The sequence below is a fragment of the Agromyces sp. GXQ0307 genome (assembly GCF_044769845.1).
GTDB lineage: Bacteria > Actinomycetota > Actinomycetes > Actinomycetales > Microbacteriaceae > Agromyces.
Window position 1 is genome coordinate 422,012 of the sequence record NZ_JBIZVY010000004.1, and the last position, 12,517, is coordinate 434,528.

11 protein-coding genes are annotated in these 12,517 nt (G+C 71.3%); 8 read left to right on the plus strand and 3 right to left on the minus strand.

What is annotated here, in order from left to right; genetic code table 11:
• Positions 1–59: 59 nt before the first annotated feature.
• Both ACIQH8_RS16435 and ACIQH8_RS16440 read right to left on the minus strand, forming a co-directional pair.
• Positions 60–1,313: an AI-2E family transporter gene (locus ACIQH8_RS16435; RefSeq protein ID WP_401000617.1), complete on the minus strand. Its 1,254-nt coding sequence runs from the start codon at positions 1,311–1,313 to the stop codon at positions 60–62.
• Between the two features lie 7 nt (positions 1,314–1,320).
• Positions 1,321–3,675, minus strand: coding sequence for an arylsulfatase (locus ACIQH8_RS16440; RefSeq protein ID WP_401000619.1), 2,355 nt, complete (start codon positions 3,673–3,675; stop codon positions 1,321–1,323).
• A 254-nt stretch (positions 3,676–3,929) separates the two neighbouring features.
• Between ACIQH8_RS16440 and ACIQH8_RS16445 the strand changes: the two genes are divergently transcribed.
• Positions 3,930–4,250: a carboxymuconolactone decarboxylase family protein gene (locus tag ACIQH8_RS16445; RefSeq protein WP_401000621.1), complete on the plus strand. Its 321-nt coding sequence runs from the start codon at positions 3,930–3,932 to the stop codon at positions 4,248–4,250.
• A gap of 64 nt (positions 4,251–4,314) precedes the next feature.
• On the opposite strand, the gene ACIQH8_RS16450 is transcribed toward ACIQH8_RS16445, so the two are convergent.
• Entirely contained in the window at positions 4,315–6,552 is a 2,238-nt protein-coding gene (locus ACIQH8_RS16450; RefSeq protein ID WP_401000623.1) for a LuxR C-terminal-related transcriptional regulator, read from the minus strand.
• A gap of 223 nt (positions 6,553–6,775) precedes the next feature.
• Between ACIQH8_RS16450 and ACIQH8_RS16455 the strand changes: the two genes are divergently transcribed.
• The 7 genes from ACIQH8_RS16455 (at position 6,776) to ACIQH8_RS16485 (ending at position 12,516) form a co-directional block, all read left to right on the plus strand.
• Positions 6,776–8,143: a glutamate decarboxylase gene (locus ACIQH8_RS16455; protein ID WP_401000625.1), complete on the plus strand. Its 1,368-nt coding sequence runs from the start codon at positions 6,776–6,778 to the stop codon at positions 8,141–8,143.
• A 3-nt stretch (positions 8,144–8,146) separates the two neighbouring features.
• Positions 8,147–8,782 (plus strand): hypothetical protein, encoded by a 636-nt coding sequence (locus ACIQH8_RS16460; RefSeq protein ID WP_401000627.1) that lies wholly within the window; start codon positions 8,147–8,149, stop codon positions 8,780–8,782.
• A gap of 236 nt (positions 8,783–9,018) precedes the next feature.
• Entirely contained in the window at positions 9,019–9,255 is a 237-nt protein-coding gene (rpmB, locus tag ACIQH8_RS16465; RefSeq protein WP_056727420.1) for a 50S ribosomal protein L28, read from the plus strand.
• Entirely contained in the window at positions 9,255–9,422 is a 168-nt protein-coding gene (gene rpmG, locus ACIQH8_RS16470; protein WP_021760158.1) for a 50S ribosomal protein L33, read from the plus strand. The genes rpmB and rpmG overlap by 1 nt, the downstream gene beginning before the upstream one ends.
• Before the next feature lie 3 nt (positions 9,423–9,425).
• Positions 9,426–9,731, plus strand: a complete 306-nt coding sequence (gene rpsN / locus ACIQH8_RS16475; protein WP_155053011.1) for a 30S ribosomal protein S14 — start codon at positions 9,426–9,428, stop codon at positions 9,729–9,731.
• Positions 9,732–10,082: 351 nt separating this feature from the next.
• Positions 10,083–10,370 carry an HU family DNA-binding protein gene (locus ACIQH8_RS16480; protein WP_129233735.1) on the plus strand — a complete coding sequence of 96 codons (288 nt, stop codon included), beginning with the start codon at positions 10,083–10,085 and terminating at the stop codon, positions 10,368–10,370.
• A 202-nt stretch (positions 10,371–10,572) separates the two neighbouring features.
• The gene (locus ACIQH8_RS16485; protein ID WP_401000786.1) at positions 10,573–12,516 is read left to right on the plus strand and encodes a cytochrome c oxidase assembly protein; all 1,944 of its coding nucleotides are present in this window, start codon (positions 10,573–10,575) and stop codon (positions 12,514–12,516) included.
• The last annotated feature ends 1 nt before the right edge of the window (position 12,517 follow it).

The following is a 12,517-nucleotide window of genomic DNA, read 5'->3' on the forward strand; positions in this document are numbered from 1 at the left end:
TGGAGCCGGTGCCCGATCGCCGGCAGCGTCTGCATCGTCGACCGCCGCTGCCGGCGTGTTCAGCCGCGCTCGCCGGGCCGCGCGGACTGCGACCGTTCGGCGCGCCGGGCGGCGCGAGCCGCCTTGAGTTCGGCGTCGGATGCCGCCATGGCGTCCTTGGCCTCGCCGAGATCGCCGAGGAGCGGGCGCATCCAGGCCATCGAGGGATTCGTGTCGATGAGCAGCACGCGAACGAGCAGCGTCAGCGGGATGGCGAGGACGGCGCCGATCGGGCCGATGACGAGCGCCCAGAACAGCACCGAGAAGAACGTGATGCCCTGGCTCAGGGACACCGCGTTGCCGACGACGCGCGGCTGGACGACGGATTGCACGACGGCGTTCACGAGGCCGTAAATCACGACGACGGCGATCACGATGGGCCATCCGCCCACCAGGCCTCCGAAGATGACGGGCGGGATGATCGCGATGAAGTAGCCGATGTTCGGGATGAAGCTGCAGAGGAACGACAGCAGGCCCCAGATGAACGCCCCGGGAACCCCGAGCAGGAGGAGCGCCACCCAGTTCAGGAAGCCCTGCACCAGGCCGAGGAGGGTCGTCACGACCATGTACCGCCGAACTCCGGACGCGTAGCCGGCCAACGCCTCCACGACGATCGGGCGGTGCGGCCGCAGCTGCCGGAGCAGGGTCGGGAGGAACGCGGCATCCATCGCGAGCAGGAGCAGCATCGTGAAGACGATCACGAGCAGCGTGAACGAGCCGGTGAGCCCGCCGACCAGCCCACCGATGAACCCGACGAGCGCGGAGGGATCGAAGTCCGCACCCAGCGCGGCGATCTGGTCCGCGGTGATGCCGATCGATGCCAGCCACGTCGCGACATCGCCGAGCCAGTCCTCGATCTCGGGCTCGAACTGCGGGAGCAGCGCGCCGAACTGGCCGAAGGCCACGAGGACGGCGTACCCGAAGACGACGAGGATCGCCAGGACGGCCAGGATCACCGATCCCGTCGCGATGCCCCTCGGGATGCCTCGGCGCTCGATCGCGTCGCGCAGCGGGTGCACGCAGATCGTCAGCACCACTGCGAAGAACACCGGGGCGAAGATCGGCGCGATCGCCGCGAGCCCGAAGGCCGCGAGCACCGCCCCGCCGATGCCCATCATGATGAACGCGTTGCGGTGCACCGGGACCGGAGGCGTCGGCGGGGCGACCTCCTCGCCGGTCCCGCTGCCGTCGCCTGCGGCGACCGCGCCGGCGACCGCACCCGGGTTCGGGCCGCGCTCGGCCGACGACGACGCCCGATCCCGTCTCCACCTCATGGCGGGATCACGCCCCCGACGGCTGCGGGTAGGCGACGTGGACCCGGTCGATGCGGCCCTCGAACGCGAACGGCATCCGGTCGGCGTACTGCCGCGACACGGGGCCGCCGTACGCGCGACCGATGTCGAGGCAGTCGTTCGCCGAGAAGAGCAGCGGCGCGCTCACGGGCACGGTGCCCGACGCCACCTCGCTGCCGTCCACGCGGAGCACGACCTTCAGCGGTCCGCCCGGCCGCGGCTCGACGTACGAGGTCTCGACCTCGAGCGTCACGTCGCCCGCGGGAAGCGGCGAGGCCGACGCGATCACCGTGCGCTGGACCAGGAAGAGGTTGTACTCGTAGGTCAGCACGCCGTCGACCAGGAAGCACGTGAGCCCGCCGCCGGTGCCGCCGAGCTTGTAGAGCACGCCGTCGGCGCGCTCCGGCAGGTGCAGCTGCATGGTCACCGTGTTGGGCCGGTTGCCGAGGGCCGGTGCGCAGAACTCCGGCACGCGCACGGTGTCGCCGCTGAACTCCCACTCCGTGTACGGCGGCGCGATCCGATCCTCCGGGTGCAGTGCGACGACCCAGAGCCCGCCGCCGATCGGGAGCGCGTCGTTGCGCGCCGCCTCGATGGCGAATAGCTCCCTGAGTTCGGCGAGCTTCTCCGGATGCTGCGCGGCGACGTCGCGGGCCTGGCTCCAGTCGTGCTCGAGGTCGTAGAGCTCCCAGCGGTCCTGGTCGGGCGTCCAGGTGCGGATGCCGGGAGGCGCGCCCTGCACCCACGGCAGGCGCGGGCCGAGGGCCGACGCCATCCAGCCGTCGGCGTAGATGGAACGGCTGCCCATGATCTCGAAGTACTGGGTGCGGCGGCGGCCCGCGGCATCCGCGTCGTCGATCGAGTACGCGAGGCTGATGCCGTCGATCGGGTCCTGCGGGATGCCGTTGACGACCTCGGGATGCGAGATGCCGAGGATCTCGTAGATCGTCGGCACGACGTCCACGACGTGGTGGAACTGCGTGCGCGGCACGGCGTCGGGCTCGATGCGCGCCGGCCACTGCACGAACATCGGGTTGCGCGTGCCGCCGAGGTGCGAGGCCAGCAGCTTCATGCCCTGGTACGGGGAGGAGCCGGCCCACGCCCACGCGGCGTGGTACTGGTTGTCGGTCAGCGGGGAGCCGAGCACGTCGAGGCCGCCGAGCTCGTCGAGCGCCGCGAGGTGCTGGTCGACCGTCGACGGGATCATGTTCTGCGCGAGCAGCTCGCTGATCGTGCCGTTCTGGCCCTCACCCGACGAGCCGTTGTCGCCCCAGATGTAGATGATGATCGTGTCGTCGCCGTAGCCGAGCCGCTCGACCTCGTCGATGAGCCGGCCCGCCTGCACGTCGGCGTGCTCGCCGAAGCCGGCCGCGACCTCCATGAGACGGCGCTGGAAGGGCTTCTGGTGCTCGGGGATGTCGTCCCACGCGGCCAGGCTCTCCGGGCGCGGCGTGAGTTCGGCGTCCTCCGGGATCCATCCGGCCGCCTTCGCCCCCTCGTGCGCCCGCTCGCGGTAGGCGTCCCAGCCGTCGTCGAACGCCCCGGCGTACCGGTCCGCCCACTCCTTCATGATGTGGTGCGGGCCGTGCAGCGCGCCCGTCGCCCAGTACATGAAGAAGGGCTGGTCAGGCTTCAGCGCCTTGTGGTCGCGCAGCCACGACATCGCGTCGTCGGCGATGTCCTCGCTGAGGTGGTAGCCCTCCTCGGGCGACTTGGGCGGCAGCACCGAGGTCGTGTTGCGCACGAGGTTCGGTTCGTACTGGGAGGCCTCGCCGGCGAGGAACCCGTAGAAGTACTCGAATCCGTACCCGGTCGGCCAGCGGTCGTACGGACCGGCGATCGTCGTCTCCTCGGCGGGCGTGTTGTGCCACTTGCCCCACGCGCCCGTCGAGTAGCCGTACTGGCGCAGCACCTCGGCGATCGTCGCGCTGCTCTTCGGGATGTGGCCCGAATAGCCGTCCCAGTCGTTCGCGAGCTCGGCGATCTGGCCGTTGCCGACGCGGTGGTGGTTGCGACCGGTCAGCAGCGAGGCGCGCGTCGGCGAGCACATCGCCGTCGTGTGGAAGCGGTTGTAGCCGACGCCGCCCGCGCGGATGCGGTCGAGCGTCGGAGTGCGCACCGCGCCGCCGAGCGTCGTGGGCAGCGCCGGTCCGGCGTCGTCGATCAGGATGACGAGGATGTTCGGTGCGTCGGCCGGCAGGTGCCGTTCGGGCGGCCGCGGGCTGTACGTCGACTCCTGCATCGTGCGGCCGGCGACGCTGCCGGACTTCGGCGGCGGGAACGGCAGCGTCCGTGCCGGCGGGAGCGGCGGGCCGATCACCGGGTCGCGTGCGTCGTCGGTCATGGTGTCGTCCCCTCCGCGCCGCGACGGACCCGAGTCCTGCGGCGACGTCTCCCAGTGGTCTGCGACGGCCGCGATCCACGCTCGCGCCCCCGTCGCGGGCACGCTACGGCGGCGCATCGCCGGACCGCATCACCCGAATCGGGTGAACCGACCGCCGACGCCGGGTTCACGCGTTTCGGGTGATGCGGCGCGCCGACCGGAGCGGTGGACTGTGCCGACGCACGCGAGTGCCCGACCCGGAGAGGGGTGGTGCCGTGGACTACGCCGAACGATTGCGCCGGTTCACCTTCAACGACGAACGCATCGACGCCGAGTTCGCGGACGCGGCGGCGCTCGATGGGAAGACGTTCGCACTCGCCCGCATCGCGGCCCTCGTGGCCGTCGGCGGAGCGGAGCCCTCGTTCGGTGCGGAGGCCGACGCCGCCGTCGGCGCCGGGGCGAGCCCGACCGAGATCGTCGACGTGCTGGTCGCGGTCGCGCCCGTCGTCGGGCTGGCCCGGGTCGTCGCGGCCGCCCCGAAGCTGGCGCTCGCACTGGGCTGCGACGTCGGACTCGCAGTGGGGGACGAGTACTGATCGCCCGGGCCGGCTCGCGTGCCGCTGGGTCGCGCCGCCCGGCGTCGGCGCGAGTCGGCGCTCCTCAGGCGCCGAGCAGGCCGAGCGAGACCGCCCGCGCCACGGCGTCGCCGCGCGTCGTGACCCGCAGCTTGCGGTAGATGGAACCGACCTCGGAGCTGACCGTGTTCCGTGAGATGAACAGGCGCCGGCCGATCTCGGCGAGCGTGAGGTGCGTCTGGAGGTACGGCAGGAGGCGGAGCTCGGCCGGCGTCAACGGCGTCCCTCCGCTCGCCCCGGCGGACCCCTCCGATCGGCGACGGAACTCGGCGACCTCGTCGACCAGGCGGCCCATCCGCGGTCGGTGCGCCAGCACGTCCTCGATCTCACGGAGGAGGTGCATGGCCGTCGTGCGCTGGTCCAGCTCGCGGTAGGCCATCGCGAGCTGGAGGCGGACCTTGACGGCCAGGTAGGGCAGGACGTACGTGCAGCCGACTCTGGCGCGCATCGCGCGCGCCAGCAGCCGGTCGGCCGTCTCGTCGTGACCGCGACGCATGGCGAGGCGGGCACCGACGGCCTGCGCGAGCGCCGCCGTCGGGTAGCCGTCCATGTGGTGGGCGTCGATCGCCTCGAGGGCCACGGCCGACCACCGTTCGGACTCCTCTTCTCGGCCCTTGTCGAGCGCCATGAGCGCGAGCTCGGGCGCGCTGAGCACGACCGAGTCGGCATTGCCCATCGAGGTCGCCTGCTCGAGGGCCTCGGCGAACGCGCTGGCGGCGTGCGCGGTGCGATCGGTGAGCAGGCCCGCCACGCCGGCGAGGTGCAGCGCCTGGTCGCGCCACGGGCTCCACACCGGTTCGGTCTCGACGGCGAACTCCGCGTCGGCGGCGGCTCGGTCCGGGCCGTCGGCCAGCATGGCCGAGCGGAGCATCGCGCGGGCCGACTCGAACTCGGGCTGGTCGTCGGCGGGCATCGCGTCGTACGACGCGCGCTCGACGACATCCGCCCAGCGCTCGGCATCCGCCGTCCGGCCCGTGAGCACCGCCTCCCAGGCGGCGAGCACCGCCAGGGGCGGGTAGGACGAGACCGCGTGCTCGCCGAGCTCGGTGAGCCACCGGTTCACGACGGTCACCTGACCGGCCTGGTAGGTGGGCAGCGAGCGTTCTGCGACGAGGTGCACCGCGCGCGAGCGGTCGCCCGCGGCGAGGAGGTGCTCGATGGCCCGGGCGGGCAGTCCGTTCCGTTCGTACCAGCCCGCGGCACGGCGGTCGAGGTCCCCGGCGAGCGCCGCCTCGGTGCGGTCGAGCTCGGCGCGCAGGAATTCGCGGAAGAGCCCGTGGTACCGGTACCACCCGCGTCGATGATCGAGCGGGACGAGGAAGAGCCCGGCGGCCTCGAGTTCTCGGAGCATCGCGGTCGAGTCCGAGCGTTCGAGGACCGCGTCGCACACGGCACCGGACATCTGCTCGAGGATCGAGGTGCGACGGAGGAAGCGCTGCGCGTCCTCCGACAGGCTCCGCACGCATTCCCGGTACAGGTAGTCGGCGACGAATCGGTCGTCGCCGGCGATCGACGCGCCGGGGCCGCCGTCACGCGCGACCATCGCCGCGAGGACGAGGCCGACGAGCCACCCCTCGCTCCGCTCCACGAGCGCGCCGAGTTCCGCGTCGGTTCGCGAGACGCCGACCGTCTCGAAGATGACCCGGGCCGCCGCGACATCCGCTCGCAGGTCGGCGGCGCCGACCTCCCATGTCTGGCCCTCCGCGCGCCGACGGACGAGGTGCGCCTGCTCGTGCCGACCCGCGAGCACGGCCTGGGAACCGGCGGGGACGCCCGAGAGCGCCACCTCGAGGACGTCCTGGCAGGCTGGCGAGTCGACCTCGTGGAGATCGTCGACGAGGAGCACGAACGGCGTCGGCGCGTTCGTCATGGTCGAGGCCAGGAGCGGGGCGGAACGGGCGAGCGGGCCGAGGTTCATGCCGCCCATCTCGGGGACGATCGCGGCCATCTCCGGGACGACGGGGGAGAGGGCGGTGGCGATCAGCGCGAGCAGGGCGGCCGGATCGTCGTCGAAGCGATCGAGGGACACCCAGGCGACCGGGCGGGTCTCGGTCGCGGCCCACTCCGCGAGCAGGGTGGTCTTGCCGTATCCGGCCGGGGCGCTGATGCCGACGATGCCGGCGCCGCTCGTGCGAGCGCGGTCGATGACGTCACGACGGCTGGCGAACTCCGCAGGCGGCCGCGGGGCGCTCAGCTTCGTCCGGAGCAGGACGCGGTCCAGCTCGAGTGCAGGCATGACGTCCTTGCGCGTGTCCCCCACCACGCGTCGCATCCTATGGGCGGCCCGCCGCGTGCCTCAAGGACGTCGGGCGCTGCCGGGGGGCCTTCGGATGCCGCGACGTCACCCAGAACAGGTGAGGCGCCGGACGCGGGACCGGCGTAGCCTCGGCCCCGGAGGGGTGGCCGCCGTGGACCCGCCGACGCGCGTCCGTCGCGTGACGGCGTCCGGACCGCGGCCCCGATCCGACGGAATCCGAGGGGGAACCATGCTGCAGGACGATGCACTCGAGCCGACGTTCACACGGCCGGGGGAGGCGACCACCGCGAGGTACACGAAGATCCCGGACGGCGAGATGCTGCCCGAGACCGCGTACCGCATCATCCACGACGAGTCGATGCTCGACGGCAACGCCCGGCTGAACCTGGCGACGTTCGTGACGACGTGGATGGACGAGCACGGCGATCGGCTCTACCACGACGCGTTCGACAAGAACATGATCGACAAGGACGAGTACCCGGCGACCGCCGCGATCGAGGAGTACTGCTGGCGGATCCTCGCCGACCTGTGGAACGCGCCCGACCCCGATGACGCCATCGGCACGTCGACGATCGGCTCGTCCGAGGCGTGCATGCTCGGCGGCCTCGCGCTGAAGCGGCGCTGGCAGCACGCGCGTCGCGCGGCCGGCAAGTCGACCGAGACGCCGAACCTCATCATGTCGAGCGCCGTGCAGGTCTGCTGGGAGAAGTTCTGCAACTTCTTCGACATCGAGATGCGCTTCATCCCGACGAGCGACGAGCACCCGCTGATGGACGGCACCGGGCTCGAGGACGTGGTCGACGAGAACACCATCGGCGTCGTCGTGATCATGGGCGTCACCTACACGGGCTCCTACGAGCCCGTGACGAAGGTCGCGGCGAAGCTCGACGAGATCCAGGCCTCGACCGGCCTGGACATCCCGATCCACGTCGACGGTGCCTCGGGTGCGATGGTCGCGCCGTTCCTCCAGCCCGACCTCGAGTGGGACTTCCGCGTCGAGCGCGTGCAGTCGATCAACACGTCGGGCCACAAGTACGGGCTCGTCTACCCGGGCGTCGGCTGGGTCGTGTGGCGGAGCACGGCGGCGCTGCCCGAGGACCTGGTGTTCCGGGTGAGCTACCTCGGCGGCTCGATGCCGACGTTCGCCATCAACTTCTCCCGCCCGGGCGCCCAGGTGCTCCTGCAGTACTACCGCTTCCTCCGGCTGGGGCGCGAGGGCTACCGCGCGATCCAGCAGGCCTCGCAGGATGTCGCGGTGTTCCTCTCCGGCGAGATCGCCTCGCTCGACGCGTACGAACTGCTGACCGACGGCACCGACATCCCGGTCTTCGCCTGGCGGCAGACGCCCGGGTACACCGACAAGTGGACGCTGTACCACCTCGCCGAGCGGCTGCGGATCAAGGGATGGCTCGTGCCGGCCTACCCGCTCTCGGGCGACCAGTCCGACCAGACGGTGATGCGCATCGTGTGCCGGAACGGCCTCAGCCGCGACCTCGCCGAGGACCTCCTGCGCGACATCCGCGAGGAGACCGAGTTCCTCGACGGACTCGAGGGGCCGATGCCGCACGAGGGCCTCGTCCAGACGTTCCACCACTGAGCCGTGGGGGAGGACACCGGCACCGTCCGGCGGCTCCGCCGCGAGGCGTGGGGCTTCGCGGTCGGCTCGCTCTGCTTCCTCGTCGCGGCGTTCCCGTTCTACGCCCAGTGGCTCGGCACGGTGGGGGTCAACATCACGTTCGTCACCGGGTCGGTGTTCTTCACGCTCGCCGCGTTCATCCAGCTGAGCCTCAGCGGGCGGCACGTGCCGCGGAAGGACACGAACCTCGCGGACCGCTGGGACTGGTGGGCGGCGGCGGTGCAGTTCGCCGGCACGCTCCTGTTCAACCTCAGCACGAGCCTCGCCCTCGTCGCGGCGATCGCCGATCCCGACTACGTCGGCGCCGGCTGGAAGCCCGACGCCTGGGGCTCGCTCGCGTTCCTCGCGGCGAGCTCCTTCGCGATCGTCGCCACGGGTCGCCGCGGCGAGCTGTGGGACACCGACGCCCGAACCTGGCACGGCACCTGGCTGAACATGCTCGGCTCGGTGTTCTTCGCCCTCTCCGCCATCGGTGCGTACGTGCTCCCCGAGACGGGGACGCTCGCCAGCCTCCTCTGGGCGAACCTCGGCACGATGCTCGGCGCCCTCTGCTTCCTCGTCGCGGCGCTGCTGTCGCGGCGCACGATCCCGACGGGCTGAGCCGCCCGCCCGACTGCGAGGTGCCGGTACGTGCCCCCCCCCCCCCCCCCCGCGGCATCCGCTCGAATTCGGCCGCGACCAGCCCGTCTGGTAGACTCGACGTTTGGCTGGGCGCTTCCACCGCCCGGACCGTGGGACGAATCCCCTGTATCTCCCGCTCGCGCGGAGGGGATCCGCCTGCAGACAAGAGACCTTGGGAGGGGCCGTCCGGCCCCTCGGTATTGGAGGAAAGACCAATGGCAGCAGTGTGCCAGGTGACCGGAGCCGTCCCCGGCTTCGGCCACAACATCTCGCACTCGCACCGCCGGACGAAGCGCCGCTTCGACCCGAACGTGCAGAAGAAGACCTACTACGTGCCGTCGCTTCGTCGTAACGTCACCCTGAACGTGTCCGCCAAGGGCATCAAGGTGATCGATGCCCGTGGCATCGAGGCCGTCATCAAGGACATCCAGGCTCGTGGGGTGAAGCTCTGATGGCGAAGCAGCAGGACATCCGTCCGATCATCAAGCTCCGTTCGACGGCCGGCACCGGGTACACCTACGTGACCCGCAAGAACCGTCGCAACAACCCCGACCGTCTCGTGCTCAAGAAGTACGACCCCGTGGTGCGCAAGCACGTCGACTTCCGAGAGGAGCGCTAAGACATGGCCAAGAAGAGCAAGATCGCGCGCAACGAGCAGCGCAAGGTGGTCGTCGACCGCTACGCCGCGAAGCGCGCCGAGCTGAAGAAGACGCTCGTCGACCCGAACGCGACCGACGAGGCCCGTGAGGCCGCGCGCGTGGGCCTGCAGAAGCTGCCCCGCAACGCCTCGCCGGTGCGCGTCCGCTCGCGCGACGCCATCGACGGCCGCCCCCGCGGCGTGCTCACGAAGTTCGGCGTCTCGCGCGTCCGCTTCCGTGACATGGCGCACCGCGGCGAGCTGCCCGGCATCACGAAGTCGTCCTGGTGATCCAGTAGAGCTTCCCGAGAGGGGCGTCCCGGTGTTCCGGGGCGCCCCTCTCGTCGTCTGCGCCGATGCACCCCGAGTGCGGGGGTCGTTCCGCGACATCCGCACGGACCGCACGTGCTCGGGATGTCGCGAAGCGACCCCGTCGCGCGTGCAAGGGCGTGCGCGGCATCCGTCAAGCCCCCCGGACGTCGGCACCCGAACCGCCGTTCGAGGGCCGGAAATCCGCGTGTTTCCGCGGGACTCTGCTACATTCGAGGCGGCCTGAACGGCTACGGGGGCGATCGATACGATCCGTTCTCGTGTTTCCACACGACAGCTGTACCAACAGCGAAGGTCCGAGGAGGACATTCAATGGCTGACAAGTCGCTCAACAAGTCGGAGCTCGTTGCCAAGATCGCCGCGTCGACGGGCCAGAGCCAGACGGCCGTCGACGCCGTGCTCAACGGCTTCTTCGACACCCTCGCCGAGTCGGTCGGCTCGGGCACCAAGGTGTCCATCCCGGGCTGGCTCGCCGTCGAGCGCACCCACCGCGCCGCCCGCACGGGCCGCAACCCGCAGACCGGTGAGACCATCCAGATCGCCGCCGGCAACTCGGTCAAGGTGACCGCGGGCTCGAAGCTCAAGGCCGCCGCGAAGTAACCGCGCGCGTCCGCAGACGCACTCCGCGACTCCCGAAGGGGCGCCCGGTCGATCCGGTGCGCCCCTTCGTCGTGCTCGCACCGCGCACCGGCGGAGCCCGGCGGCGGCGTCCGCTCCCAGCCGGCTCGCCTAGGCTCGTACGGTGATCCGTTCCGCCCGCGTACTGGGCCCAGCCGCCCTCGTCGCCGTCGCGCTCGCCGCGATGATCGTCGCGCTCGCGTACGGCGGCGGCGCGGAGCCGTACCCGATCCAGGACCCCGGGCCCGTCGCCCGCTGGGGCGTCCCCGTCGCGAAGCTGTTCGTGAACGTCGGTGCCGCCGGCATGATCGGCGCGCTGGTCCTCGCCGTCTGGGCGCTGAGCCCCGCGCGGCGCGAGTTCGACCTCGCACTCGACGTGGCCGCGGCATCCGCTGCCGTGGTGACGGTCGCGAGCGCTGCGACCGGCGTCCTGACCTTCATGCTCGTCACCGGCGCCGAGTTCTCGCTCGACGACCGGTTCGGTCAGCAGCTCGGCCAGTTCGTGACCTCGATCGAGCTCGGACAGGCGTGGCTCGCGACGACGCTCATCGCCGCGGCCGTGACCGTGCTCTGCTTCGCGGTGCGCAACCACACCGCGCTCGTCTTCGTCGCCGTGCTCGCGGTCGTCGCACTGGTGCCCATGGCGCAGCAGGGCCACGCGGCCGGCGCGACCGGGCACAACGAGGCGATCACGGCCCTCGGCCTCCACCTCGTGTTCGCCGCCGCCTGGCTCGGCGGCCTCCTCACGATCGTGCTGCTGAAGCCGGCCCTCGACGGCGACCGCCTCGCGGTCGTGCTCTCGCGATACTCGACGGTCGCGCTCATCGCCTTCATCGTCGTCGCGATCTCGGGCTATGCGAGCGCCGCGCTGCGCATCGGCACCTGGGACCAGCTCGCCACGCAGTACGGCGTGCTCGTGGCGATGAAGGTCGCAGCCCTCGTCGCGCTCGGCCTCTTCGGGGCCGCGCAACGGCGCGTGATGATCGGGCGGATGCTCCGTGCAGGTAGCGCGGCGACGAGTCGCGGAGCGACGGGCAGTCCGGCCGACCGCACGTTCTGGCTGCTCGTCGTCGTCGAACTCGCGTTCATGGGCATCGCCTCGGGTGTGGCGGCCGCGCTCGCGCGGACGGCGACACCGGTGAACGAGGACGTCTCGGGCGGACTCGCTCGAACGCCCGCCGAGATCCTCACGGGGGAGCCGCTCCCGCCGGCGCCCGACGCGCTGCGGTACTTCACCGAGTGGAGCCCCGACCTGCTGTGGCTGATCGCCTGCGGGTTCGGCATCTTCTTCTACGTCGCAGGCGTGCTGCGCCTCCGCCGCCGCGGCGACCGCTGGCCGATCTACCGCACGGTGCTGTGGGTCGCGGGGCTGCTGCTGCTCGCCTGGATCACGAGCGGCGGCGTCGCCGCGTACGAGCAGTACCTCTTCTCGGCGCACATGCTCGGCCACATGGCGCTCACGATGGCGGTGCCGGTGCTGCTCGTGCCCGGCGCGCCCGTGACGCTCGCGGCACGAGCCATCCGCCCCAGGAAGGACGGCAGCCGCGGCGGCCGCGAGTGGATCCTCCTCGCGGTGCACTCGCGCTTCGCGTCGATCATCGCCAACCCGATCGTCGCGGCCGTGCTGTTCGCGGGATCGCTGTGGGTGTTCTACTACTCGCCGCTGTTCCGGTGGTCGATGGAGGACCACATCGGGCACGAGTGGATGATCACCCACTTCCTCATCACGGGGTACCTCTTCGTCCAGTCGCTCATCGGCATCGATCCGGTGCCGTACCGCCTGCAGTACCCGTTCCGACTGCTGCTCCTGCTCGGCACGATGGCATTCCACGCGTTCTTCGGCCTCGCGATCATGATGGGCACCGGACTGATGCTCGCCGACTGGTACGGCGCGATGGGGTGGGGCACCGACGCGCTCGCCGACCAGCAGGTCGGCGGCGGCATCGCGTGGTCGATCGGCGAGATCCCGACGGTCGCGCTCGCGATCACGGTCGCCGTGCAGTGGTCGCGGTCGGACGCCAAGGAGACCAGGCGTCGCGATCGGCACGCCGACCGGACCGGCGAGGCCGAACTGGAGGAGTACAACGCTCGGCTGGCGGCGCTCGCCGAGCGTGACGGCGTGCGCTGAG

Excerpts from the sequence above, each read along its gene's own strand:
- ACIQH8_RS16435 (WP_401000617.1), bottom strand. The coding sequence starts at position 1,313 with ATGAGGTGGAGACGGGATCGGGCGTCGTCGTCGGCCGAGCGCGGCCCG.
- ACIQH8_RS16440 (WP_401000619.1), bottom strand. The coding sequence starts at position 3,675 with ATGACCGACGACGCACGCGACCCGGTGATCGGCCCGCCGCTCCCGCCG.
- ACIQH8_RS16455 (WP_401000625.1), top strand. The coding sequence starts at position 6,776 with ATGCTGCAGGACGATGCACTCGAGCCGACGTTCACACGGCCGGGGGAG.
- ACIQH8_RS16480 (WP_129233735.1), top strand. The coding sequence starts at position 10,083 with ATGGCTGACAAGTCGCTCAACAAGTCGGAGCTCGTTGCCAAGATCGCC.
- ACIQH8_RS16485 (WP_401000786.1), top strand. The coding sequence starts at position 10,573 with ATGATCGTCGCGCTCGCGTACGGCGGCGGCGCGGAGCCGTACCCGATC.
- rpsN (WP_155053011.1), top strand. The coding sequence starts at position 9,426 with ATGGCCAAGAAGAGCAAGATCGCGCGCAACGAGCAGCGCAAGGTGGTC.
- rpmB (WP_056727420.1), top strand. The coding sequence starts at position 9,019 with ATGGCAGCAGTGTGCCAGGTGACCGGAGCCGTCCCCGGCTTCGGCCAC.
- rpmG (WP_021760158.1), top strand. The coding sequence starts at position 9,255 with ATGGCGAAGCAGCAGGACATCCGTCCGATCATCAAGCTCCGTTCGACG.